Annotated in this window: 15 protein-coding genes; 10 read left to right on the top strand and 5 right to left on the bottom strand. The window is 60.6% G+C overall.

The genetic code is table 11. The features are described 5' to 3' along the window. The first annotated feature begins 33 nt into the window (after positions 1 to 33). Positions 34 to 669 carry an NAD-dependent epimerase/dehydratase family protein gene (locus ACVKSX_RS19990; protein WP_354438957.1) on the top strand — a complete coding sequence of 212 codons (636 nt, stop codon included), beginning with the start codon at positions 34 to 36 and terminating at the stop codon, positions 667 to 669. On the opposite strand, the gene nrdG is transcribed toward ACVKSX_RS19990, so the two are convergent. Next, on the bottom strand, positions 661 to 1,128 hold the full coding sequence (gene nrdG / locus ACVKSX_RS19985; RefSeq protein WP_022625291.1) for an anaerobic ribonucleoside-triphosphate reductase-activating protein: 468 nt from the start codon (positions 1,126 to 1,128) through the stop codon (positions 661 to 663). The genes ACVKSX_RS19990 and nrdG overlap by 9 nt on opposite strands. Further along, complete coding sequence (gene nrdD, locus ACVKSX_RS19980) at positions 1,125 to 3,263, bottom strand: anaerobic ribonucleoside-triphosphate reductase (protein ID WP_132499332.1); 2,139 nt, start codon at positions 3,261 to 3,263, stop codon at positions 1,125 to 1,127. Before nrdD ends, nrdG begins: the two co-directional genes overlap by 4 nt. Positions 3,264 to 3,512: 249 nt before the next feature. On the opposite strand from nrdD, the gene ACVKSX_RS19975 reads away from it, so the two are divergent. Further along, positions 3,513 to 5,885 carry a beta-N-acetylhexosaminidase gene (locus tag ACVKSX_RS19975; protein WP_354438959.1) on the top strand — a complete coding sequence of 791 codons (2,373 nt, stop codon included), beginning with the start codon at positions 3,513 to 3,515 and terminating at the stop codon, positions 5,883 to 5,885. Between the two features lie 33 nt (positions 5,886 to 5,918). Here the strand turns inward: ACVKSX_RS19975 and galR are convergent, their stop codons facing one another. Further along, a complete protein-coding gene (gene galR / locus ACVKSX_RS19970; protein WP_010251726.1) occupies positions 5,919 to 6,920 on the bottom strand; it encodes an HTH-type transcriptional regulator GalR in 1,002 nt (333 codons plus the stop codon). Positions 6,921 to 7,110: 190 nt separating this feature from the next. Here galR and ACVKSX_RS19965 point away from each other — a divergent pair, with 190 nt between their 5' ends. From ACVKSX_RS19965 to lplT, 8 genes are all read left to right on the top strand, one after another. Continuing rightward, positions 7,111 to 9,384 (top strand): molybdopterin guanine dinucleotide-containing S/N-oxide reductase, encoded by a 2,274-nt coding sequence (locus tag ACVKSX_RS19965; RefSeq protein WP_033780471.1) that lies wholly within the window; start codon positions 7,111 to 7,113, stop codon positions 9,382 to 9,384. A gap of 279 nt (positions 9,385 to 9,663) precedes the next feature. After that, positions 9,664 to 11,403 carry a penicillin-binding transpeptidase domain-containing protein gene (locus ACVKSX_RS19960; protein ID WP_010251720.1) on the top strand — a complete coding sequence of 580 codons (1,740 nt, stop codon included), beginning with the start codon at positions 9,664 to 9,666 and terminating at the stop codon, positions 11,401 to 11,403. A gap of 420 nt (positions 11,404 to 11,823) precedes the next feature. Then, complete coding sequence (locus tag ACVKSX_RS19955) at positions 11,824 to 13,035, top strand: efflux RND transporter periplasmic adaptor subunit (RefSeq protein ID WP_313925589.1); 1,212 nt, start codon at positions 11,824 to 11,826, stop codon at positions 13,033 to 13,035. Further along, a complete protein-coding gene (locus ACVKSX_RS19950) occupies positions 13,032 to 16,259 on the top strand; it encodes an efflux RND transporter permease subunit (protein WP_284672460.1) in 3,228 nt (1,075 codons plus the stop codon). Before ACVKSX_RS19955 ends, ACVKSX_RS19950 begins: the two co-directional genes overlap by 4 nt. Beyond that, positions 16,256 to 19,357, top strand: a complete 3,102-nt coding sequence (locus ACVKSX_RS19945) for a multidrug efflux RND transporter permease subunit (RefSeq protein ID WP_045140833.1) — start codon at positions 16,256 to 16,258, stop codon at positions 19,355 to 19,357. The genes ACVKSX_RS19950 and ACVKSX_RS19945 overlap by 4 nt, the downstream gene beginning before the upstream one ends. Before the next feature lie 3 nt (positions 19,358 to 19,360). Continuing rightward, on the top strand, positions 19,361 to 20,749 hold the full coding sequence (locus tag ACVKSX_RS19940) for an efflux transporter outer membrane subunit (protein ID WP_045140832.1): 1,389 nt from the start codon (positions 19,361 to 19,363) through the stop codon (positions 20,747 to 20,749). 90 nt (positions 20,750 to 20,839) lie between these two features. Beyond that, positions 20,840 to 22,990: a bifunctional acyl-ACP--phospholipid O-acyltransferase/long-chain-fatty-acid--ACP ligase gene (gene aas, locus ACVKSX_RS19935; RefSeq protein ID WP_010671792.1), complete on the top strand. Its 2,151-nt coding sequence runs from the start codon at positions 20,840 to 20,842 to the stop codon at positions 22,988 to 22,990. Then, positions 22,987 to 24,177 carry a lysophospholipid transporter LplT gene (gene lplT / locus ACVKSX_RS19930; RefSeq protein WP_010671791.1) on the top strand — a complete coding sequence of 397 codons (1,191 nt, stop codon included), beginning with the start codon at positions 22,987 to 22,989 and terminating at the stop codon, positions 24,175 to 24,177. The genes aas and lplT overlap by 4 nt, the downstream gene beginning before the upstream one ends. A 76-nt stretch (positions 24,178 to 24,253) precedes the next feature. Here the strand turns inward: lplT and ridA are convergent, their stop codons facing one another. Both ridA and pyrI read right to left on the bottom strand, forming a co-directional pair. Next, entirely contained in the window at positions 24,254 to 24,640 is a 387-nt protein-coding gene (ridA, locus tag ACVKSX_RS19925; RefSeq protein WP_010251687.1) for a 2-iminobutanoate/2-iminopropanoate deaminase, read from the bottom strand. A 72-nt stretch (positions 24,641 to 24,712) separates the two neighbouring features. After that, a complete protein-coding gene (gene pyrI / locus ACVKSX_RS19920; RefSeq protein ID WP_010251684.1) occupies positions 24,713 to 25,177 on the bottom strand; it encodes an aspartate carbamoyltransferase regulatory subunit in 465 nt (154 codons plus the stop codon). Positions 25,178 to 25,179 lie beyond the last annotated feature (2 nt).

Below are 25,179 nucleotides of genomic sequence, written 5' to 3'. Positions count from 1 at the left end.
ACCAGTCAGCAGTGAAATAAGGATGAATCTGAGATGAATCGCGTATTACTGACCGGTGCCACCGGCTTAGTCGGGTCGCATCTGCTGCGCTTACTGATTGAGGATCCACGCGTCGATGAGATCATCGCGCCAACCCGTCGGCCACTGCCCGCGATGAACAAGGTGGTGAATCCGGTTGAGGCCGATCTCACCGATGTCCTCGGGCCGCTGCAAAGCTCGCTGGACACGGTGTTCTGCTGCCTGGGCACCACGCGTAAGCAGGCGGGCAGTAAACAGGCTTTTATCCACGTTGATTACACCCTGGTGGTGGACAGCGGGTTAAGCGGATTACGTCTGGGGGCGAAGCAGATGCTGGTGGTCAGCGCGCACGGGGCCAGTCGTCACTCACCGTTTTTATATAATCGCGTCAAAGGCGAAATGGAGAATGCGCTGCGCCATCAGGGCTGGCCGCGCCTGACGCTGGTGCGGCCTTCATTGCTGCTAGGGGATCGCGCGCAGAAGCGCCGGGGTGAAAGCCTGGCGGGACCGCTGTTCTCACTCCTGCCGGGCAACTGGCGGGCGGTCATCGCGCACGACGTGGCACGCTGTCTGCACCAGCAGGCTTTTACGCCGGGGAGTGAGAGCGTCAATATCATAGAGTCTGGCGAAATCCCGCGCCACTCAGCGTAACTGCCAGATAATCTGATTACGGCTGCCGCGCCATTGCAGCGTGGCATCCTTCTCCTCTTCGACAAAACGGCCATCGATCAGCACGTCGAGATAGACCAGCACAGCGCGCTGCGCCGCATTCAGCTCCTGCATCCGGTAACCGGTCCAGAGCCAGATATCTTTACCGGGACACGTCTGCCGCACCCGTTTCACCAGACGGCGAATGTGCGGCACGTTATGCGGATGCAGCGGATCGCCGCCGCTCAGCGACAATCCCTGGCGCGGAATGCGGGTGTCCTGCAAATCCGCCAGCAGTTGCTCCTCCATCGCAAGCGTAAAGGGCACGCCGGAATCAAGCCGCCAGGTACTCTGGTTATAGCAGCCGCGACACTGATGTTCGCAACCAGCGACAAACAGCGTGCAGCGGGTGCCAGGTCCATTAACGATATCCACATCATAGTAGCGATGGATATGCATCATCCCAGTGGCCCTTCAGACAGATGCTTCACCCGACGCTGCACTTCCTGCTGTTTACCAGCATTAAAGGGCCGCGCATCCGGGCTGCCCAGATAGCCGCAGACCCGCCGGGTAACGGAGACGCGCGCCGGATCGTGGTTGCCGCAATTCGGACAGGTGAAGCCGCGGCTGGTACAGGTGAACTCGCCGTTGAAGCCGCACTCGTAACACTCATCAATCGGGGTATTGGTGCCGTAATAGGGCACGCGGTCGTAGCTGTAATCCCAGACATCCTCCAGCGCCTTGAGGTTGTGCTGCACATTCGGGTATTCGCCGTAACAGATGAATCCGCCATTCGCCAGCGGCGGATAGGGCGCTTCAAAGTCGATTTTGTCGTAAGGATTGACCTTCTTCTCAACGTCAAGATGGAAGCTGTTGGTGTAGTAGCCCTTGTCGGTAACGCCTGGCACCAGACCAAACTGCGCCGCATCAAGACGGCAGAAACGGTCGCAAAGATTCTCGCTTGGCGTGCTGTAAAGGCTGAACCCATAGCCTGTTTCAGCTTTCCAGTGCTCGGTGGCATCGCGCATGTAAGCAATGATCTCTACCCCTTTGGCGCGCAGGGCCGCGTCATCGTAAGGATGCTGATGACCGCCGCTGAGCGCATTCAGGGTTTCATGCAGGCCGATATAGCCCAGCGACAGCGACGCGCGGCCATTACGGAAAATAGGACCGACTTCATCATCCGCATTCAGCCGAACGCCACAGGCGCCTTCCATATAGAGGATGGGCGCCACGCGTGCTTTGGTCTTCTCCAGCCGCGCCACCCGCGTCATCAGCGCCCGCTTAGCCAGCTGCAGTCGTGCATCGAGCAGCGTCCAGAAGCGCGCTTCATCACCGCCCGCTTCCAGTGCGATGCGCGGCAGGTTCAGGCTGATGACCCCGATATTGTTGCGGCCCTCATGAATCTGCTCGCCGTTCTCTTCATAAACGCCAAGGAAACTACGGCAGCCCATTGGGGTTTTAAACGAGCCGGTGACTTTAACCACCTGATCGTAATTGAGGATGTCGGGATACATCCGCTTGCTGGCGCACTCCAGCGCCAGTTGTTTGATATCGTAATTAACGTCGCCCGCCCGGCGGTTGACGCCTTCGCGAATACTGAACACCAGTTTAGGGAACACCGCCGTTTTGCGATTTTTACCCAGTCCGGCCAGCCGGTTAAGCAGAATCGACTGCTGAATCAGCCGGGCCGCCCAGTCCGTCCCCAGGCCAAAACCAAAGGTGACAAACGGCGTCTGGCCGTTGGCGGTGTGCAGGGTATTCACCTCATACTCCAGCGACTGAAAGGCGTCGTAGCACTCTTTCTCCGTACGCTGGCGCGCATACTGCTCGGCCTGCGGGATCTGCCACTGGTCAGCAATCGCCAGATGCCGGGCATAGCTCTGCTCAACAAACGGGGCCAGCACTTCATCAATACGGTTAATGGTGGTGCCGCCGTAAATATGGCTGGCGACCTGCGCGATGATCTGCGCCGTCACGGCGGTGGCGGTGGCGATCGATTTAGGCGGCTCGATCTCAGCATTGCCCATTTTGAAACCGTTGGTCAGCATGCCTTTCAGATCGATCAGCATGCAGTTGAACATCGGGAAGAAAGGGGAGTAGTCGAGATCGTGATAGTGAATCTCGCCGCGCTCGTGCGCCAGCACCACATCGCGCGGCAGGATCTGCTGCTGTGCGTAGTGTTTTGCCACGATCCCGGCCAGCAGATCGCGCTGCGTCGGGATCACTTTGCTGTCTTTGTTGGCATTCTCGTTCAGCAGCGCCGCATTGGTCTGATCGACCAGCCCGCGAATGGCGTGATGTAACTGGCTCTGACGATCGCGGGCGACGTCGCGATCGTGGCGGTATTCAATGTAGGCGCGGGCCAGTTGAGGGTAAGGACCCGCCATCAGCGTCTCTTCTACCGCACACTGAATTTCACGGATATCCACTTCCGGACAATCGGCCAGCCGCAATGCCACGCGCTCAGCGACCTGCGCGCACCAGGCCGCGTCTTCTACTTCGGCTGCCCGTGCCGCCGCCGCCACGGCCTGCTCAATACGCTGCGCATCAAAGCCTGTCCGGCATCCATCACGCTTGATTACCACCGTCGCCATTTCTCTCTCCATAAACTACATATAGGGGTCGAAAGGATTCTATTCGCTACATGTAGTGATTGCTGAGAATTATTGCGATCAGATTTGACCTGAAACAAGGAAGCCTCAACCCGCTGGAAAACTCTGGCTGATGTAAAAAATCGGGTGCTGGTTCAGGTTTCCTGCAGGATCCACTGGCGGATTGGCGTGCAGCAACTTTAATCAACGTTCTGCCCTGTCAAAACGTTGACGTTACAAGGATGCCCGCCAATGTGGTTACCCCGTTCTCTGCTCCTGCTCTCAGCCCTTTGCCCGATCGCTCTGGCCAGTTCGCTGCCGCTGATGCCCTGGCCGCAACAGGTGGAACAGCCCGCCAGCGGCGGCACGCTTATCCTGACGCCGCAGCTGACGCTGCAAATCTCCGGCGATCATCTGGCGGGTGCCGAAGCGCGCTGGCTGGAGCGAATCAGTAATCAGACCGGCTGGCCGCTGTTGCCCGCCACCCAGCCGGTAGCAGCACCGACTATCCGCATCGTCATTGCGAAGGCGGTGGATCCGCTGCCGCTGCCTGATAGCGATGAGAGCTATCAGTTGCAGGTCGATGGCGACGGCGTCCTGTTAACCGCGCCCAGCCGTTTCGGCGCGATGCGCGGCATGGAAACCCTGCTGCAGCTGATACAAAACGGCGCACAGGGGACAACCATTCCTTACGTCACCATCCACGATCATCCGCGCTTTCCGTGGCGCGGCGTGCTGATCGACACGGCGCGTCACTTTATGCCGGTGGAGACGCTTAAACGTCAGATCGACGGCATCGCCGCCGCGCGAATGAACGTCTTTCACTGGCATCTTACTGACGATCAGGGCTGGCGCTTCGCCTCCAGCCACTATCCCCAGCTGCAGCAGAAAGCCAGCGATGGCAACTATTACAGCCAGCAGCAGATGCGGGAGATCGTGAAATATGCCACCGATCGCGGGGTGCGTGTGGTGCCGGAGCTGGATATGCCGGGACATGCTTCCGCGCTGGCGGTGGCGATGCCAGAGCTGATTAGCGCACCCGGCCCCTGGCAGATGGAGCGCGGCTGGGGCGTCTTTAAACCGCTGCTCGATCCCAGCAACGAACAGGTTTATCAGGTGATCGACACGCTGGTGGGTGAGATGGCGGCGATCTTCCCCGATCCCTGGCTGCACATTGGCGGCGATGAGGTGGATCCGACACAGTGGAACGACTCGCCTGCTATCCAGCAGTTTATGCGCGATCACGATCTGAAAGATGCCCATGCGCTTCAGGCATATTTCAATCAGCGGGTAGAGAAGATCCTGGAAGCCCATCACCGTCAGATGGTGGGCTGGGATGAGATTGCCCATCCCGATCTGCCGCGCAGCATTCTGATCCAGTCGTGGCAGGGCCAGGATGCGCTGAGCGCGCTGGCAAAAGAGAACTACCGCGGCATCCTCTCCACCGGTTTCTACCTCGATCAGCCTCAGCCTGCCAGCTATCACTACCGCAATGAGGTCACGCCACAGGGCCTCAACGGCCAGGATCGTCTGCGGCCAGGCGACCAGGCGCAGAGCTGGTCATTCACCATGCCGCGGCTGAAAGGCAGCCCGGTGAAGGGCAGCTTTACGCTGATACAGGGAGAGTCAGGCTGGCGCGGTTTTATCGACTTCGATGGCAAAGCCCGCCGGATGGTCAGTCAGATTAACTGGCTCTCGACGCGGCAGGTGCGGTTTAGCGTGGATAGCTGGATGGGGCCGTTCCAGCCGGTGGTCACGCTGCAACAGAACGCTCTTAAAGGTTATGCAGAGGTAGGCAACGTGCGTTATCCCACCAGCGGTCAACGGCTGGCGCAGACGCCTGCGGGCATCGCGCCCGCGCTGCCCACACCTGAGCAGGTGCAGCAAAATCTGCTGGGTGGCGAGGCGGCGCTGTGGGCGGAAAACATCAACAGCCAGATTATTGATACCAAACTGTGGCCGCGCGCCTTCGTGGTGGCCGAGCGGTTATGGTCGGCGCAGGATGTCACCAATACCGACTCGATGTATTCGCGGCTGGCGGCGATGGATCGCTGGAGCAGCGTGTCGGTCGGAACGCTGCAACACGCGCAGACGGAGCAGCAGATGATGCGGCTGGCCAGTGGGCATGACATCGCCCCACTGCGGGTACTGGCTGAGGTGCTGGAACCGGCGCAATACTACACGCGCCAGCATCTCAAGTTTCAGGCGGGCCATTACGACTACCATGAACCCCTGAACCGGCTGGCAGATGTACTGCCCGCTGAGAGTGAGGCGGTACGTCTGCTGGAGCAGCAGGTCGCCGTGTTAATCGCCAATCGTAATAATCCGGCTGCCGCCTCAGCGGTTCGCGCGCCGCTGCAGCGCTGGCAGGCTAACACCAGCGCGGTGCTGCCGATCATTAACGCCAGTACAACACTGAAGCCGCTGGCACAGAGCGTGCAGCAGATCGAGGCGCTGAGCGCCATGGGCCTCGCGCTGGTTAATGCTTACGTTCGCAATCAGGCGTTTGGTGCCAGTGAAGTGGCGGAGATGCGTGCGACACTGGATGCCGCCGCAGAGGTACAGGATGAAACAGTGATTGCGCTGGTCAGGCCGCTGGAGACGCTGCTGCGCGCCTTTCAGTAAACGCTGCGGCCGGATAAACCGGCCATAGCGTCCTCAGGCCGGGCCGCTGACCGAGTGGCGGCGCACCAGGGTCGGGCTGAACATGTGGGTCACTTCCGGCAGCGGCTGATTGTTAGCCAGCGCCAGCGCCAGCTGGGCCGCCTGCTGCGCCATGGTGACAATCGGATAGCGGATGGTGGTGAGGCGCGGTCGCACATAGCGCGAAACCAGCACATCATCGAAGCCGATCAGCGACATCTCTTCCGGCACCCGAACGCCGTTATCGCTCAGCACCGCCAGCGCGCCGGCGGCCATTGAGTCGTTGTAGCAGGCGACGGCGGTGAAATTCTTGCCGCGACCCAGCAGTTCCGTCATCGCCTGCTCACCGCCCACTTCATCTGGTTCGCCCCAGGTGACCAGCCGATCGCTGCACGGCAGGCCATGTTCTTTCAGCGCATCGTAGTAACCCTGCAGGCGATCTTCTGCATCGGAGATGGTGTGGGTCGAGCAGATAAAGGCGATATTTTGGTGGCCAAGCTGGATCAGATGACGGGTTGCCAGCCAGGCGCCGTAGCGATCGTCGAGCGCGATACAGCGCTTTTCAAAGCCTTTTATCAGCCGGTTCAGCAGCACCATGCCAGGCACCTGCTTCATCAGCACTTCCAGCTCTGCATCGGGGATTTTCTTGGCGTGAACCACCAGCGCCGCGCAGCGGTGACGCATCAGTTGTTCAATCGCCTGCCGCTCTTTTTGCTCATTATGGTAACCGTTACCAATCAGCAAAAAGTTACCGGTGTCACCTGCAACCTCATCCACGGCTTTAACCATTGCGCCAAAAAAGGGATCGGAGACGTCACCGACAATCAGGCCGAGCGTTTCGGTCGATTGCTGCGCCAGCGCGCGTGCGTTGGCGTTCGGGTGATACTGAAGCTGCTCCATCGCCTGACCTACGGCCTGTCGGGAGCTGTCGCTGGCTTTGGGAGAATTATTGATTACACGGGAGACTGTGGCGACAGAAACGCCAGCCAGTCGCGCAACATCCTTTATGGTAGCCATGCGTTGACCTGCTTTGGGGAAAACGTTTACACATCGCATCAGTGTTACGGAAAAGGGCGGACACATCAACCCGACAGAATGCCAGCGTCGTCGCAAAAAGGGGTAAAAACGGTCACTGCTGCACGTCTTCTGCTGAGGCGTCGCACCATGCTATGCTCAATCTCCCACCTGGCTACCGTGAAAAACAACGATGAAAACCAAAGTGCCACATCTGGCGCACTGGGGCGCCTTTACCGCCGTCACTGAAAACGATCGCCTGATTGGCTGCGAACCTTTCTTCGCCGATGCCGATCCGTCACCGATGATCCACACCATTCCTGAACTGGTCTATTCCGACAAACGCATTCGTCAGCCGATGGTGCGGCGCTCGTGGCTGAAGTCACGCGAAAAAAGCGACCGTACGCTACGTGGCCGGGAGGATTTTGTTGCCGTCGACTGGGAAACCGCACTGGATCTGGTGGCGGAGGAGAATCGCCGCATTCGCGAGCGCTATGGCGCATCGGGCATTTTCAACGGCTCCTACGGCTGGTCATCGGCCGGACGTGTTAACCATGCCCGCACCCTGATTCGTCGCTTCTACTTTCAGGGCGGCGGCGGTGTTGATCAGCAGGGTAACTACAGCTGGGGCGCCGCGCAGTTCTTCCTGCCCTATGTGATTGGCACCTACATGCCGCTGACCGGGCGCGTCACCGAATGGCCGCAGGTGGTGGAACATGCCGAAATTTTTGTCGCCTTTGGTGGGCTGGCGCTGAAAAACGCCCAGGTCGCCTCGGGGGGCGCAGGGCAGCACAGCCTGAAACCGGCGCTGATGCAGCTGGCGGCCAAAGGCACGCCGGTGATCAACATCAGCCCGATGCGGGATGACTGCCCGGAATTTGTTAACGCCGAGTGGATTCCGATTCGCCCCAACACCGACGTGGCGCTGATGCTGGCGCTGGGTCATGAGATCACCCAGCGCGGCGCAGTTGACGAAGCGTTTCTCGCCAGCCACTGCACCGGCTGGCCGCAGCTGCGCGCCTATCTGCTGGGCGAAACCGACGGCGTGGCGAAAACCGCCGGCTGGGCCAGCCGTATCACCGGCATCCCGGCCGATCGCATTGTGCAGCTGGCGCAGCAGCTCACCGGCAAGCGCAGCTTTATTACCTGCTCCTATTCCGTTCAGCGCGCCCATCGCGGCGAGCAGCCTTACTGGATGATGATTGCGCTGTCGTCGATGCTCGGCCAGCCAGGCCTGCCAGGCGCAGGTTTCTCTTTTGGTCACGGTTCGATGAACAGCGTCGGCAACCCGCGCCAGGAAGGTCCGGCTCCGATGATGAGCACCGGCCCGAATCCTTCCGGGCTGTCGATTCCGGTGGCGCGGATCAGCGATATGCTGCTCAATCCCGGCCAGCCTTACCGCTTTCAGGGCGAAACCCTGCACTATCCCGACATTCACATGGTGCACTGGGCGGGCGGCAATCCTTTCCATCATCACCAGCAGCTCAACCGGCTGGTGGAGGGCTGGCAGCGGCCCGATACGGTCGTGGTGCAGGATATCGTCTGGACACCCGCCGCGCAGATGGCGGACATTGTGCTGCCCGCGACTACCACGCTGGAGCGCAATGACATCGGCGGCTCCTCACGCGACCGCTTTGTGCTGGCGATGCATCAGGCGATTAAACCGCAGCATCAGGCGCGCAACGACTTCGATATTTTTGCTGACCTGGCGGAGCGCCTCGGCTACCGCGATACCTTCACCGAAGGGCGCAACGAGATGCAGTGGATCGCCCATCTTTATCAGCAGTGTGCGACGGCGCATCAGCGTAAAGGCATCGATTTCCCGGCGTTTGAGGAGTTCTGGCAGCGCGGCTTTGTGGAGATCCCCGAAGGGGGCAAACCCTATCAGTTTATGGATGATTTCCGTGCCGATCCGCAGGCCAATCCGATTAAAACCGCCAGCGGCAAAATCGAACTCTTCAGCCAGACCATTGCGGACTATCAACTGGACGATTTCGCCGGCCATCCGGAATGGCGTGAACCGCAGGAGTGGCTCGGTTCGCCGGTCAGCCGCGACTATCCGCTGCACATGATCTCGATTCAGCCTTCCGACCGGTTACACAGTCAGCTGGATGCTACAGAAACGGTGCAGGGCAATAAAACCGCCGGACATGAAACGCTCTACATGCATCCGCAGGATGCGGCCGCGCGCGGGCTGGTGGAGGGCGACGAGATAGAGGTGAGCAACGCACGCGGCGTGATGCTGGCGGGCGTGCGGATCACCGATGGCGTGACGCAGGGCGTGGTGATTATCGCCACCGGCGCCTGGTTTGATCCCGGCTTTGGCAAGGCGTGGCAGCCGCACGATCGCGCGGGTAACCCCAACGTGCTGACGCTCGACATCGGCACCTCGTCGCTGACGCAGGGGCCAAACGCCATGAGCTGCCTGGTGGAAATCAAAAAACATCAGGATTGCACAATAGCGTAAGGATCTCATGGCTGGTTACATTTTGCCGGTAACTGTTGCGTTTGAGAGATGGCAGCCGATCGATCCCTCTTGCTACATTCAGGGTCCCAGAGGTATTGATGGGTGAACATCAATAGATTTTCTTGATTACACCAACCTGCGCAGATGCGCAGGTTTTTTTTTGCCAGAAATCGGCTGCCGATAACGAACTGATACACAGTTTTCCTGTTATACGGCCAGCGCTTTCTTTATAACTGCTGGCACCAGCCCCTTTCTCTTTATTTTGCGCAGCGGAATGCCATGCCCCGGATTAAAAAACTACTGGGAAAAGACCAGATAAAAGCGCCGTTTAACCCTTTTCGTTTCCGACTGATCTGCCTGGGTGTCACGACCTGTCTGGTGGTGCTGCTGGCGCGCGTCGCGGACCTGCAGTTCCTGAATCAGCCGATGCTGGAGCACGAAGCGGATCAGCGATCGCTGCGTACCGTGACGCTGCCGACCAGTCGCGGCACGCTGCTGGATCGTAACGGTGAAGCGCTGGCGCTCAGCGTCCCGTCGCGCGACGTGATTGCCGATCCGCAGCGCGTGCTGGAGAGCAACCCCGATTTTACCAGTGCCAAATGGGCCTATCTGGCGGCGGCGCTCAACACCCGTCCCGAAGAGCTGGCGGCGCAGATCACCGCCAACCCGAAACGTCGCTTCCTCTATCTGGGGCGTAAAGTCGAGCTGGGCATCGCCAAAGATATTAAAGAGCTGAAGCTGAAAGGCATCAGCGAAGTCTATGACGACAGCCGTTTCTACCCGATGAGCGAGGCCTCTGCGCCGCTGATCGGCATCGTCGGGGCGGATAACGTCGGCCTGAACGGACTGGAAAAGGGCTTTGATAAAGTATTGCAGGGCGAGCCGGGCAAAGAGGTCTATCGGCAGGATGCCGCGGGCAATATCATCGCGATGATCAACTATCAGCCGCCGACCCAGCCGCCGACGGTACAGCTCAGCATCGACAAATATGACCAGTACACGCTCTACAGCAAACTGCGCGACGGCGTACTGATCAACAAGGCGGACTCGGGTGCGGCCGTGCTGGTGAAAATCGACACCGGCGAGATTCTGGCGATGGCCTCCTATCCGTCGTTCAACCCCAACAACTATGAAGGGGCAACGCCCGCGCAGATGCGTAACTCTGCCATCAATGACAGCTACGAACCGGGATCGACCGTCAAGCCGTTAGTGGTGATGGAAGCGCTGGAGCGCCACCTGGTGCGCCCGGATTCGGTGATCGACACCACGCCTTACAGCGTTAACGGCCACCTGATCCGCGACGTCGGCCACTGGCCGCGCCTGACCATGACCGGCATTCTGCAAAAATCGAGCGACATCGGCGTGTCACACCTCGCGCTGGCGATGCCCGCCGAAGCGCTGGTCAACACCTATCATGCGTTCGGCCTTGGCAAACCGACCGGCTTAGGGCTGACCGGCGAAAGCGTCGGCTACTTTCCGTTGCACCGCACCCGCTGGGCAGATATCGAGCGGGCCACCTTCTCCTTTGGCTATGGCCTGCGTGTGACGCCGCTGCAGATTGCCCGCGAATACGCCACGCTCGGCTCCTATGGCATTTACCGTCCGCTGTCGATCACCCGCGTTACGCCACCGGTCATGGGACGCCAGGTTGCCAACCCGGAAACGGTGAAAGAGGTGGTGCACATGCTGGAGAGTGACGTCCTGCCGGGCGGAACCGGGCTGAAAGCCGCGGTGCCGGGCTACCGTCTGGCAACCAAAACCGGTACGGCGGAAAAAATGGGCACCAGCGGCAAGTATGATGGCGGCTACGTCAACTACACTGCCGGTCTCGCTCCTGCCAGCCATCCTGAAGTGGCGCTGGTGGTGATGATCAACCATCCGACGGCGGGCGATCACTTCGGTGGCTCGGTTGCTGCACCGGTGTTCGGCAATATCATGGGACCAGTACTGAAACACATGAATATTGCACCGGATGCCATCTACACCAAACCGGCCGCCACTCCTTCAGATAAATCTTAGATAAATCAGAGTGTAAGCGAGGCGTGAAGGATATTCACACCTCGTTGCACTTCCCCGAATTCGGTTGCGTTTTCCTGCTGTCTCCGCGCGGTCAATCAGTGCGAGGATAGCAGTCCCAGAGGTATTGATGGGTGTGAAAACAACACTGCTTCGGCAGTGAGACCCTGTTATTACACCGACCCACGCAGATGCGTGGGTTTTTTTTGCCTGCTCGCCTGAGCCTGCCGTTACCGCTGTAAAAACCGCCGCTAAATCAACATCGTTCTTAACGAAACCCTGACAGTTTGCCAATAGAAAGGCGCGTCGCCTTTCACTGATAATGGCCGCCGTGAAGCCTGGCGGTTTTTTGTCCGCCGCCGCTCACTGCCGCATTCCGCACGTTCCGGGATTTCTTTTTCTGCTTATCTGAAGAGTTCGACGATGACTCACCTTTCTCGCCCCGCGCGTTCCTTTGGGCTTAAATGGCTGCTCCTGTTGCTGGTGATGGCGATTATCGCTGGGGTTATCTGGCGTCTGCTGGCGGCAGGTCACGGGCCGGGCGAGGGGATGCCGTCGGGCAGACCGGGTGCGCATGGCATGATGGGCGGAGGGGCAACGCTGGTTCACAGCGGTGTCGCCAGCACGGCGGATGTGCCGGTGTGGCTGAATGCACTCGGCACGGTCATCCCCAACGCCAGCGTCACGGTGACCAGCCGCGTTGACGGCCAGCTGGAGCAGGTTTTCTTTACCGAGGGGCAGAAAGTCAGCGCCGGGCAGCTGCTGGCGCAGATCGATCCGCGCAGCTTTCAGGCCACGCTGAACCAGTATCAGGGCGAACTCAGTGAAAACCAGGCGCTGCTGAAAAGTGCGGAGCTGACGCTGGCGCGCTACCGCAAACTGGCGGCACAGGATGCACTGGCGCGTCAGGATCTGGACAGCCAGATTGCCACCGTCGGGCAGTATCGCGGTGCCGTCGCCGCCGATCAGGCGCAGATCGCCAGTGCCAGACTCAGCATTGAATATGCCCGGATCACCGCCCCGATCAGCGGGCGCGTCGGCCTGCGTCAGGTCGATCCCGGCAACATGGTTCAGAGTGCCAGCAGCACCGGTCTGGTGACCATCACCCAGATGCAGCCCGCCGCCGTGACCTTTAGCGTGCCACAAAGCGAAATCCCGACGCTGGTCAGCGTGCTGCATCAGGGGCAGAGCCTGCCCGCCACGCTGTATGATCAGGACAACCAGCATCAGCTCGGCAGCGGCGAGGTGAAGTTCATCAGCAACCAGATCGACACCGCCACCGGCACCGTGGCGCTGAAAGCGGTGTTCGCCAACCAGGATGAGTCGCTGTTTGCCAATCAGTTTGTGAATCTGCGGCTGCAGACCCGGGTGCTGAAAGGCGCGACGGTGATCCCGGCCCAGGCGCTGCAGCTGAGCAGTGACGGCAGTTTTGTCTTTGTGATCAATCAGGATCACAGCGTTACGCGCAAAGCGGTCACCACCGGTCCCGCTTTCGGAGACGATCAGCAGGCGATCCTCAGCGGCGTTTCGCCGGGCGATCGGCTGGTGACGGAAGGGATCGATCGTCTGACCAGCGGCAGCAAAGTGTCTCTGGCCGATGAGACGCCCGCCGCTACGGGTGCTGTGTCGAAATGAACCCGTCGCGCCTGTTTATTCTGCGTCCGGTCGCCACCATTCTGCTGATGGTCGGCGTGCTGATCGCCGGCATTTTTGCCTGGAAATTCCTTTCAACCTCGGCACTGCCGCAGGTCGACTATCCGATTATGCAGGTCACCACGCTCTATCCGGGTGCCAGCCCGGATGTGATGGCGTCGTCGGTCACCTCACCGCTGGAGCGCCAGTTAGGGCAGATGGCGGGGCTGAGCCAGATGAGCTCCACCAGTGCCAGCGGCTCCTCGATCATTACCCTGAAGTTCAGCCTCGATCTGTCGCTGGATGTCGCCGAACAGGAGGTGCAGGCGGCGATCAATGCGGCGAATAACCTGCTGCCCGACGACCTGCCCAATCCGCCGACCTACAAAAAGGTTAATCCGGCGGACAGCGCGGTGGTGACGCTGGCGGCGAGCTCCAGCACGCTGCCGTTGACCGCGGTGCAGGATCTGGTCAACACCCGGGTGGCGCTGAAGCTGTCGCAGATCTCCGGCGTCGGGATGGTGACGCTGGCGGGCGGCCACCAGCCGGCGATTCGGGTGCAGATGAATCCTCAGGCGCTGGCGGCGCATCATCTGACGCTGGAGGCGGTAAATACGCTGATTGGCAACAGCAACGTCAATGGCTCCAAAGGCGGCTTTGACGGGAAATATCATTCGGTGACCATTGACGCCAACGACCAGCTGCGCACCGCAACCGAGTACGGCAACCTCATCCTCAGCTATGAGAATGGCGCGGCGCTGCGCCTGAAAGATATCGCCCACATTGAACAGGGCCCGGAAAACAGCTTCCAGTCGGCGTGGGCCAACAACCAGCCCGCGATTGTAATCAGCGTGCAGCGTCAGCCGGGCGCGAACGTGATCCAGGTGGTGGACAACATCAAGGCGCAGCTCCCCGCGCTGCAGGCGGCACTGCCGGAGGGGGTGAAGATGACCATTCTCTCCGATCGCACCCAGACCATTCGCGCCTCGATCAGCGACGTCCAGTTTGAGCTGATGCTGTCGATTGCGCTGGTGGTGATGGTGACTTTCCTGTTTCTGCGCAACGTTGCTGCCACGCTGATCCCGAGCGTGGCGGTGCCACTGTCGCTGGTCGGCACCTTTGGGGTGATGTATCTGGCGGGCTTCAGCCTGAATAATCTGTCGCTGATGGCGCTGACTATCGCCACCGGTTTTGTCATTGATGACGCCATCGTGGTGGTCGAGAACATCTCCCGGCGGCTGGAGCAGGGCGAGTCACCGATGGAGGCGGCGCTGAAAGGCTCCCGGCAGATTGGCTTCACCATCATCTCGCTGACCTTTTCGCTGATTGCGGTGCTGATCCCGCTGCTGTTTATGGGCGATGTAGTCGGGCGACTGTTCCGGGAGTTTGCGATTACCCTGGCGGTGGCAATTCTGGTGTCGATGGTGGTATCGCTGACCCTGACACCGATGCTGTGTGCGTATCTGCTGCGCCACATTCCGCCAGAACAGCAGTCGACGTTTGCCCGCAAGGGCGGCGAACTGTTTGATGCCCTGGTGCGCGGTTATGATCGGCTGCTGAACGTGGTACTGAACCATCAGAAACTGACGCTGCTGGTGGCGCTGGCCACCTTCGGGCTGACGGCGCTGCTCTATATGATGGTGCCGAAAGGCTTCTTCCCGACCCAGGATACCGGGTTGATTCAGGGCATTACCGTCGCCTCGCAGGATGTCTCGTTTAACGCCATGGCAACGCGCCAGCAGGCGTTGTCGGCGCGGATCCTGAAAAACCCGACGGTGGAGAGCGTCTCATCGACGATCGGCATCGACGGCACCAACACCAGCCTTAACAGCGGACGATTGCAGATCAACCTGAAGCCATTTGGCTCCCGCAATCTCAGCGCCAGCGAGGTGATCAGCCAGCTGAAACAGGCGACTGCCGATGTGGCGGGCATCCGGCTCTATCTGCAACCGGCGCAGGATCTCACCGTCAACGATCAGGTCTCGCCGAGTCAGTATCAGTTCACCCTCGATGATGCCGACAGTGAAAATCTGGTCAGCGAGTCGCCGAAACTGGTGGCGGCGTTGCAGCAGCGGCCCGAGTTTAATGGCGTGGTGAGTAACCTGCAGGATCAGGGGCGCGTCTCTTACGTTGAGCTGAACCGCGATAAAGCGGCGCGCTTCGGCATTACTGCCTCGGACGTGGACACCGCGCTCTATAACGCCTTTGGTCAGCGGCTGGTCTCGACCATCTTCACCCAGTCGAATCAGTATCGGGTGGTGCTGGAAGTGGCTCCGGCATACCAGCAGGGTCCGGCGTCGTTTGATGATGTCTGGCTGCAATCGTCCGGCAGCAGCAGTTCGGCGTCGTCATCCACCAGCACGACTTCATCAACGTCAACGTCTTCGTCAACATCTACGTCTTCGTCGACGTCCACTTCAGCCTCTGACACCAGCGCCAGCACCACCAGCAGCGGCATGGTCAAACTCACCTCTATCGCCACTATCCACCAGCGCACCGGTTCGCTGATGCATATGCGGCTGAATCAGTTCCCGGCGGTGATGATCTCCTTCAACCTTAATCCGGGCTACTCGCTGGAGGATGGACAACGGGCGATCGCGGAAGTACGGCAGCAGCTGCATCTGCCGGAGAGCACCACGCTGCGTTATCAGGGGGAAACCTCGGCGTTTCAGAGCGCCACCGGCAACACGCTGTGGCTGATTCTGGCGGCGCTGATCACCATGTATGTGGTGCTCGGCATCCTCTACGAAAGCTTTATCCATCCGGTGACCATCCTCTCTACGCTGCCGTCGGCTGCGGTGGGCGCGTTGCTGACGCTGCTGCTGGCGGGCACCGAATTCAGCCTGATTGCGCTGATTGGGGTGATACTGCTGATCGGCATCGTGAAAAAGAACGCCATCATGATGATCGACTTCGCGCTGGAGGCGGAACACCATCAGCAACTCAGCGCGCGCGACGCGATTCATCAGGCCTGCCTGCTGCGCTTCCGCCCGATTCTGATGACGACGATGGCGGCGCTGCTGGGTGCGCTGCCGCTGATGCTGGCCTCCGGCTCCGGGGCAGAGCTGCGTCAGCCGCTGGGGCTGGTGATTGTCGGCGGGCTGATTGTCAGTCAGGTGCTGACACTCTTCTCCACGCCGGTCATCTACCTCCTGTTTGATGGGCTGGCGCAGCGCGGTAACGCCTGGGTGAAACGCCGTCAGCAGCGGGCGCGGAGCGGGCAATGAATCTGACCCGGCTGTTTATCTTTCGTCCGGTGGCGACGCTGCTGCTGACGCTGGCGATCCTGCTGCTGGGCGCGCTGGGCTACCGGCTGCTGCCGGTAGCACCGCTGCCGCAGGTCGATTTTCCTACCATCATGGTCAGCGCCAGCCTGGCAGGCGCCAGCCCGGAAACCATGGCGGCGACGGTCGCTACGCCGCTGGAACGTTCGCTGGGGCAGATTGCCGGTATCAGTGAGATGACCTCCAGCAGCTCGCAGGGCTCCAGCAGCATCATCCTGCAGTTTGAACTGGACCGCGATATCAATGGCGCGGCGCGCGACGTTCAGGCGGCAATCAACGCAGCGCGCAGCCTGCTGCCCAGCGCAATGGCCTCGCTGCCGACCTATCGCAAAGCCAACCCGTCAGACGCGCCAATAGTAATGCTGGCGCTGACCTCTGCCACCCGCACGCCAGGCGAGCTCTACGATCTGGCGGAGAGCAAAATCGAACAGGCGATGGGACAGGTACAGGGCGTGGGCGAAGTGTCGCTGATGGGCAGCGCCTTACCGGCGGTGCGGATTGATCTGCAGCCGCTGAAGCTGACCCATTACGGCATCTCGCTGGAGACGGTGCGTGCCGCCGTCGCCAACAGCACTACCAATCTGCCTAAAGGGATCTTACAGGGCAGTGACCAGTCGTGGCTGGTGGACAGCAACGGCCAGCTGGAGAAGGCGGCCAGCTACCGCGATCTGATCATCACTTATCAGCAGGGCAACGCGGTGCGACTGCGCGACGTCGCCACGGTCTATGACTCGGTGGAAGATCGCTATCAGGCGGGGTTTCTGAATGCCACACCGGCGGTGATGATCGGTATCAAACGTCAGGCGGGTGCCAACATGCTGGAAACCATCGACGCGATAAAAGCGCAGTTGCCACAGCTGGAAAAGAGCCTGCCCGCTGACAGCCAGCTGAAGGTGGTGGTTGACCGTTCGCCTGGCGTGCGCGCCTCGCTGTATGACACCGAAGAGACGCTGCTGATCGCGGTGCTGCTGGTGATTGCGGTGGTGTTTGTTTTTCTGCGCAATCTGCAGGCGATGATCATTCCGGCGCTGGCACTGCCGGTGTCGCTGATCGGCACCTGCGCGGTGATGTATCTGCTGGGATACAGCCTGGATAACCTGTCGCTGATGGCGCTGATTATCGCCACCGGCTTCGTGGTGGATGATGCGATTGTGGTGCTGGAGAACATCACCCGTCACATTGAGCGCGGGCTGAGCCCGCTGCGGGCAGCGCTGCGCGGGGCGCAGGAGGTGAGCTTTACCGTGCTGTCGATGACCGTGTCGCTGATCGCGGTGTTCATCCCGATCCTGCTGATGGGCAGCATTGTCGGGCGGCTGTTCCGCGAATTCGCCGTGACGCTCACCGTGTCGCTGCTGATCTCACTGTTTGTCTCGCTGAGCCTGACGCCGATGCTCTGCGCCCGCCTGCTGAAACCAAAGCCGCCCGTCAGCCAGCGGCCGCATCCGCTTTATCAGTTGATTGAAAACCAGCTGAATCGCCTGCTGGCCGCCTACGGGCGCGGGCTGGCCTGGGTGATGCGCCATCAGAAACTGACGCTGCTCAGCCTGCTGCTGACCGTACTACTGAATGTTTTTCTCTTCGTCGTGGTGCAGAAGGGCTTCTTCCCCAATCAGGATACCGGGCTGCTGATGGGTGCGCTGCGCGCCGATCAGAACATCTCGTTCCAGGCGATGAAGCCGAAAATGCTGATGTTCACGCAGATCATTCAGCAAGACCCGGCGGTAGAGAGTGTGATGTCGTCGATGGGCAGCGGGATGTTTGGCTCCCGCAACAGCGCCAACTTCTTTGTGCGGCTTAAAGATTTTGATCAGCGCGATGCGACCGCCACCGAGGTGGCCAACCGGCTGACGCGCAAAACCAGTCACATCGCCGGGGCGCAGATGTTCCTGATGGCGGCGCAGGACCTGCACATTGGCGGACGCAGCGCCAACGCCACGTATCAATACAGCCTGCAGGCGGACGATCTCGATCTGCTGCGCACCTGGACGCCGAAAGTGCAGGCGGCGCTGGCGGCGATCCCCGAGCTTAACAGCGTGGACTCCGATTCGCAGACCGGCGGCCAGGAGTTGGAGCTGACCATCGATCGTGATCGCGCCACCCGGCTGGGCGTCAACGTGAACATGCTGGATACGCTGCTGAACAATGCGTTCAGCCAGCGGCAGATCGCCACGCTCTATCACACCCTGAATCAGTATCACGTGGTGATGTCACTGCAGGATAGCGACACCGCCAATCCCGAGACCCTGCAGCAGCTTTATGTGATTAACGACAGCGGTGACCGCGTGCCGCTCTCCGCCTTTGCCCGCTTCAGCGGCGGCAACGCGCCGCTGTCGGTGGCGCATCAGGGCCAGGCCGCTACCAGCACCCTGGCGTTTAATCTCGACGAGGGGGTGTCACTGGAACAGGCGCAGGAACTGATAAAACAGGCGATGGCGAAGCTGGGCCTGCCGTCGACCCTTCATGCCGGTTTTGCCGGCACCGCCGCCGCCTTTTCTCAGCTGACCGCGACCATGCCGTGGCTGATTCTGGCGGCGCTGGCGGCGGTCTATCTTGTGCTCGGCGTGCTCTATGAGAGCTACATCCATCCGCTGACCATTCTTTCGACCCTGCCGTCAGCGGGCGTCGGCGCGCTGTTACTGCTGCTGCTGACCGGCACGCAGCTCACGGTGATCGCGCTGATTGGCATCATCCTGCTGATCGGCATCGTGAAAAAGAACGCCATCATGATGATCGATTTCGCCATCGACGCGGAACGGCAGCAGGGCATGTCGCCACAGCAGGCGATCACCCAGGCGTGCCTGATGCGCTTCCGGCCCATCATGATGACCACGCTGGCCGCCTTTTTCGGCGCGTTGCCGCTGGCGCTGGGCAGCGGCGGTGATGCCGATCTGCGCAGCCCGCTGGGCATCGCTATTGCGGGCGGACTGGCGCTCAGCCAGCTGCTCACGCTGTTTACCACGCCGGTTGTTTATCTTTGGCTCGATCGTCTGGGCCGTGCCACTCAACGTCAATGGCGTCGTCTGCGCCCTACGGAATCCTGATCCATGAAACCGCTTATCCCCTTTGTTGTGATGCTGCTGCTGGGCGGCTGTAGCGTCGGTCCCGACTATCAGCGCCCCGCGATGGTGATGCCGGTCCACTATAAAGAGGCCAGAGGCTGGCAGCAGGCGACGCCGCTTGATGCGCAAAGCAAAGGCGAATGGTGGGCGGTTTATCACGACGCCACCCTGAGCGGCCTGCTGAACCAGGTGAGCATCTCGAACCAGAACGTGGCGAATTATGCCGCGCAGTACCGGCAGGCACAGGCGCTGGCGAGTGAGTCACGCGCGGCGCTGTTTCCCTCGCTGGGCTATGACGGCAGCGCGACGCGCAGCGGCAGCCACGCGACTGACAGCAGCGTTCGCACCACCAGCAGCAGCCATCAGGCGGAGCTGAGTGCCAGCTGGGAGCCTGATCTGTGGGGCAAACTGCGACGCACGCTGGAGGAGAACCGCGCCAGCGCCTCGGCCAGCGCGGCGGAACTGGCCAATATTACCCTGAGCGCCCAGTCTGAACTGGCGCAGGACTATTTCCAGCTGCGCATCATGGATCAGAAAATCGCGCTCTATCAGCAGAGCGTTGATGCTTATCAGCGCTATCTGAAAGTGATTACCAGCCAGTATCAGGCGGGCACCGCGTCGCGTGCGACCCTGGCCCAGGCGCAGCTGCAGCTGGAGAGCGCCAGCGCCTCGGCGCAGGATTATCAGTGGCAGCGCGCGCAGATGGAGCACGCCATTGCGCTGCTGATCGGCAAAGCACCCGCTGAATTCAGCCTGACCGCCGCGCCGCTGACGGCCACGCTGCCCGCGATTCCGGCAGCCCTGCCGGGCGAGCTGTTGCAGCGCCGTCCCGACATTGCTTACGCCGAACGTAACATGGCCGCGGCCAATGCTGCGGTGGGCGTGGCGGTGGCCGGTTACTATCCCGACCTGACCCTGAGCGCCAGCGGTGGCGTCAGTTCTTCCGTGCTGCATTCGCTCTTCTCGCTGCCGAACCGCGTCTGGTCGCTGGGGCCGGAGCTGAGCGGCACGCTGCTGGATTTTGGTGCGACCGCAGCACAGGTCGATCAGGCACAAGCGGGCTGGGATGCCAGCGTCGCGACCTATCGTCAGACGGTGCTGACCGCAATGCAGGAGGTGGAAGATAAGCTGGTGGAGCTGAACACGCTGCAGGGTGAGATCGCCGCGCAGCAGCGCGCCACCGAAGCAGCGCAGACCTCTGCGCGGGTGACGCGTTTGCAATATGAGGCGGGCATGATTACGTATCTGGATGTGGCGACCACCGAAAACAGCCGCCTGAGCGCGCAGCAGAGTTTGCTGACGCTGCAGAGCACACAGTGGGTCAGCAGTGTGGCGCTGATTGCGGCACTCGGCGGTGGCTGGCAGGCACCCTGAAGGCGGCGTCAGGTTACCGATAATTCTGTTGTCGAACCGCGTCAAATCCTGCATCGTGAGGGGCTATTTTCACGATGCTAAGGAGCCGGCATGGTTTTCACACTATTGCGCCTGATATTTCGCCTGTTATGGCGGGTCGAACTGCGTGGCGACGTCGCCGAACTGCATAAGCAGAAGGTATTGATCACGCCGAACCATATGTCGTTTCTCGACGGCATATTGCTGGCGCTATTTTTGCCGATTAAGCCGGTCTATGCGGTCTATTCGACCATCAGCGAAAGCTGGTTTATGCGGCTGGTTAAACCCTTTATCGACTATGTGCCGCTCGATCCCACCAAACCCATGGCGCTCAAACAGCTGGTCAGGCTGATCGACAGTGGCCGTCCGGTGGTGATCTTCCCTGAAGGACGCATTACCGTCACCGGCTCGCTGATGAAGATCTACAGCGGGGCGGGTTTTGTCGCGGCGCGTTCGGGCGCGAATGTGGTGCCGATGCGCATTGAAGGCGCAGAGTACACGCCGTTTGGCCGTCTGGCGGGCGTGTTTAAACGTCGCCTGTTCCCGCGCATCACCCTGACGATTCTGCCCGCCACCCGCATTCCGATGCCGGAGGCGAAACGGGCGCGCGATCGGCGCGTGCTGGCCGGTGAGCATCTGCATCATGTGATGATGGAAGCGCGCATGGCGGTGCGTCCGCGTGAAACCCTGTTTGAGGCGTTTCTGGCGGCGCGTACGCGTTATGGCGCGTTTAAGCGCTGCATCGAAGATGTCAATTTCAAACCCGACAGCTACAACGGACTGCTGAAGAAGGCGCTGGGCGTGGGCCGTATCCTGGAGCGCTACAGCCAGCCGCGCGAAGTGGTAGGACTGCTGCTGCCCAATACCACCGTCACGGCGGCGGCGATTTTCGGGGCATCCCTGCGCGGACGCGTTCCGGCGATGCTCAACTATACGGCGGGCGTAAACGGCATGCGGGCGGCACTGACCGCCGCGCAGATCAAAACGGTCTTCACGTCGCGCCAGTTCCTGGACAAAGGCAACCTGTGGCATCTGCCGCAGGGGCTCGATGATGTGCAGTGGATCTATCTGGAAGATCTGAAAGATACCGTGACCAGTAAGGACAAACTGTGGATCGTCGCCCATCTGCTGATGCCGCATCGCGCACAGCTGCCCCAGCAGCCGGAAGACGCCGCGATGGTACTGTTTACCTCCGGCTCGGAAGGCAACCCCAAAGGGGTGGTGCATTCGCATAAAAGCCTGCTGGCGAACGTCGAACAGATTCGTACCATCGCCGACTTCACCCCGCGCGACCGCTTTATGTCGGCGCTGCCGCTGTTCCATGCGTTTGGTCTGACCGTCGGGCTGTTTACGCCGCTGATGACCGGCGCGCAGGTGTTCCTCTATCCCAGCCCGCTGCACTATCGCATCGTGCCGGAGCTGGTCTATGACCGCAACTGCACCGTGCTGTTTGGCACCTCGACCTTCCTCGGCAACTACGCGCGCTTTGCCGCGCCCTATGATTTTGCCCGCCTGCGCTATGTGGTGGCGGGGGCGGAGAAGCTGCAGGAGAACACCCGTCAGCTCTACATGGAGAAGTATGGCATTCGCATTCTTGAAGGCTACGGCGTAACCGAATGCGCGCCAGTGGTCGCGATCAACGTGCCGATGGCGGCGAAGGCGCACACCGTCGGACGCATTCTGCCGGGCATGGATTCGCGGCTGATGTCGGTGCCGGGCATTGAGCAGGGCGGACGGCTGCAGCTGCGCGGACCGAACGTGATGAAGGGCTATCTGCGCGTCGAGAATCCAGGCGTGCTGGAAGTGCCGGTCGCCGACGATGGCGAAGGCAATCAGGAAGCGGGCTGGTATGACACGGGTGATATCGTCAGCTTTGATGACGGCGGTTTCTGCCAGATTCAGGGGCGTGCCAAACGCTTTGCGAAGATTGCCGGTGAGATGGTGTCGCTGGAGATCGTCGAGCAGATCGCTCTGAAAGCGTCGCCGGACAAACAACATGCCGCCTCGCTGCGCCCGGATGGTCAGCGTGGTGAGGCGCTGGTGCTGTTCACCACCGACGCTGAACTGGCGCGCGACAGCCTGCAGAAAGCGGCCCGCGAGCTGGGTGCGCCAGAACTGGCGCTGCCGCGTGATATCCGGGTGATGAAGCAGTTGCCGCAGCTGGGCAGCGGTAAACCCGATTACGTCACGCTGAAAAAAATGGCGGAAGAGGAGCAGGCATGAGCCTTGATCGTAATGCGCCGCTGATGTCACGCGGCATGATCGCCGTGATTATCGCCCAGTTCTTTTCGGCCTTCGGCGATAACGCGCTGCTGTTTGCCACGCTGGCCGTACTGAAAAGCCAGTTCTATCCCGACTGGAGCCAGCCGGTGCTGCAGATGCTCTTTGTCGCGGCCTACATTCTGCTGGCACCCTTTGTCGGTCAGGTGGCGGACAGCATGGCAAAAGGGCGGGTGATGATGCTCGCCAACAGCCTGAAGCTGCTGGGCGCGCTGGTGATCTGTTTCGGCTTCAATCCCTTCCTCGGATATACCCTGGTGGGCGCGGGCGCAGCGGCCTACTCCCCGGCTAAATATGGCATCCTCGGTGAGATTACCCACGGTGAGAAGCTGGTGAAAGCCAACGGGCTGATGGAGGGATCGACCATCGCCGCCATTCTGCTCGGCTCAGTGGCGGGCGGGATGCTGGCTGACTGGCATCTGCTGGCGGCGCTGGGGATCTGTGCGGTGACCTACGGCATTGCCGTGGTAGCCAACCTGTTTATCCCGAAACTGCAGGCGGCGCGTCCTGGTCAGAGCTGGCAGCTGGGTATGATGGTACGCAGTTTTTTCAGTGCTGCCGCGCTGCTATGGCGTGATGCGGAGACGCGCTTTTCGCTGCTCGGCACCAGCCTGTTCTGGGGCGCAGGCGTGACGCTGCGTTTTCTGCTGGTGCTGTGGGTGCCGGTGGCGCTGGGCATCAGTGACAACACCACACCAACGACCCTGAATGCTATGGTGGCGATCGGGATTGTGATTGGGGCGGCGGCGGCGGCGAAGCTGGTGACGCTTGAAACGGTGCGTCGCTGTATGCCAGCCGGTGTGCTGATTGGTGTGATGGTCGTCGTCTTCGCGCTGCAGCATTCTCTGCTGAATGCCTATCTGGTGCTGATGCTGATTGGCGCGCTGGGCGGTTTCTTTGTGGTGCCGCTGAATGCACTGCTGCAGGCGCGGGGCAAAGAGAGCGTCGGTTCAGGTAATGCGATTGCGGTGCAGAATCTGGGTGAGAACAGCGCCATGCTGATCATGCTGGGGCTCTATACGCTGGCGATCAAGGCGGGTGCACCTGCGGTGGCGACGGGCGTCGGTTTTGGCGTGCTGTTTGCGCTGGCGATAGCGCTGCTGTGGCTGTGGCGTCCGGCTAAGCGTTAAGCGATTCACCGCCTCTCTCCGGGATAGCCGGAGAGAGGCGGGCGCCCTCGTTAACAATAGATGTTAACAACGGAGATTAGCGACGAAGGGCAATCGCTTCGATTTCGATCTTCACATCTTTTGGCAGACGCGCCACTTCGACACAGGAACGCGCCGGGAAGTGCGCTTCATGCTCGGTGAAAAACGCCTCATAAGCCGCATTGACCGTGGCGAAGTCATTTAAATCCTTTACGAACACCGTGGTCTTCACGATGTCGCCGACCTTCAGACCTGCTGCTTCAACAATCGCCTTCACATTTTCCAGTGACTGACGCGCCTGTGCGGCAACGTCATCCGCCACCTGGCCGGTCGCCGGATCCACCGGGATCTGGCCAGAGGTGATGATCATGCTGCCCAGATCGACACCCTGAACATAGGGGCCGATAGCGGCAGGGGCTTTTTCAGTACTGATTTCACGAGACATCATTGCTCCTTTGATTACGTCGTCAGGCGGCGATGCCGCCGGTGTTGCCCATTATAAGGTCGGGCAGGGCGATTACCAGTGACCCAGCACCACATGGCGGGCGAACTCTTTTTCGCAATATTTGCACTTCAGATGCACATCGTCGGCGCGCTGCTTCACGGCAAAGCTGGAGAAGACCGGCTCGCTGCGGCTGATGCAGTTGCTGTTCGGGCAGGTCAGCACCCGTTCAACGTGGTCCGGCAGCGTCGGGGCGATCTTCGCGACCACTTCATAGTCGTCGATGCGGTTGACCGTGGCATGGGGCGCATAGACCGCCAGCTGATTGACCTGATCGTCGGTGAGAAAGGTGTTCTCAATCTTGATCAGATCTTTGCGGCCCATCTCGCCCGAGGGCAGATTCAGGCCGATGGTAATGCGCTGATCGGTTTCGGTCAGCCGGAACAGAGAGAGCAATTTAAAGCCGATCTGCGCCGGAATATGGTCGATGACCGTGCCGCGTTTGATCGCTTCGACCTGCAGTTTGTTGTCCTGCGTCATGG

Source organism: Pantoea sp. PvP021 (genome assembly GCF_054056055.1).
The sequence above is the reverse complement of the archived record's forward strand: the minus strand, read 5'-3'. Positions and strand labels throughout refer to the sequence as shown.

Coding starts and splice junctions, on each gene's coding strand:
- nrdD (WP_132499332.1), bottom strand. CDS start 3,263: ATGGCGACGGTGGTAATCAAGCGTGATGGATGCCGGACAGGCTTTGAT.
- aas (WP_010671792.1), top strand. CDS start 20,840: ATGGTTTTCACACTATTGCGCCTGATATTTCGCCTGTTATGGCGGGTC.
- ACVKSX_RS19955 (WP_313925589.1), top strand. CDS start 11,824: ATGACTCACCTTTCTCGCCCCGCGCGTTCCTTTGGGCTTAAATGGCTG.
- ACVKSX_RS19960 (WP_010251720.1), top strand. CDS start 9,664: ATGCCCCGGATTAAAAAACTACTGGGAAAAGACCAGATAAAAGCGCCG.
- galR (WP_010251726.1), bottom strand. CDS start 6,920: ATGGCTACCATAAAGGATGTTGCGCGACTGGCTGGCGTTTCTGTCGCC.
- ACVKSX_RS19940 (WP_045140832.1), top strand. CDS start 19,361: ATGAAACCGCTTATCCCCTTTGTTGTGATGCTGCTGCTGGGCGGCTGT.
- ACVKSX_RS19990 (WP_354438957.1), top strand. CDS start 34: ATGAATCGCGTATTACTGACCGGTGCCACCGGCTTAGTCGGGTCGCAT.
- ACVKSX_RS19945 (WP_045140833.1), top strand. CDS start 16,256: ATGAATCTGACCCGGCTGTTTATCTTTCGTCCGGTGGCGACGCTGCTG.
- pyrI (WP_010251684.1), bottom strand. CDS start 25,177: ATGACGCAGGACAACAAACTGCAGGTCGAAGCGATCAAACGCGGCACG.
- ACVKSX_RS19965 (WP_033780471.1), top strand. CDS start 7,111: ATGAAAACCAAAGTGCCACATCTGGCGCACTGGGGCGCCTTTACCGCC.
- ridA (WP_010251687.1), bottom strand. CDS start 24,640: ATGTCTCGTGAAATCAGTACTGAAAAAGCCCCTGCCGCTATCGGCCCC.
- nrdG (WP_022625291.1), bottom strand. CDS start 1,128: ATGATGCATATCCATCGCTACTATGATGTGGATATCGTTAATGGACCT.
- ACVKSX_RS19950 (WP_284672460.1), top strand. CDS start 13,032: ATGAACCCGTCGCGCCTGTTTATTCTGCGTCCGGTCGCCACCATTCTG.
- ACVKSX_RS19975 (WP_354438959.1), top strand. CDS start 3,513: ATGTGGTTACCCCGTTCTCTGCTCCTGCTCTCAGCCCTTTGCCCGATC.
- lplT (WP_010671791.1), top strand. CDS start 22,987: ATGAGCCTTGATCGTAATGCGCCGCTGATGTCACGCGGCATGATCGCC.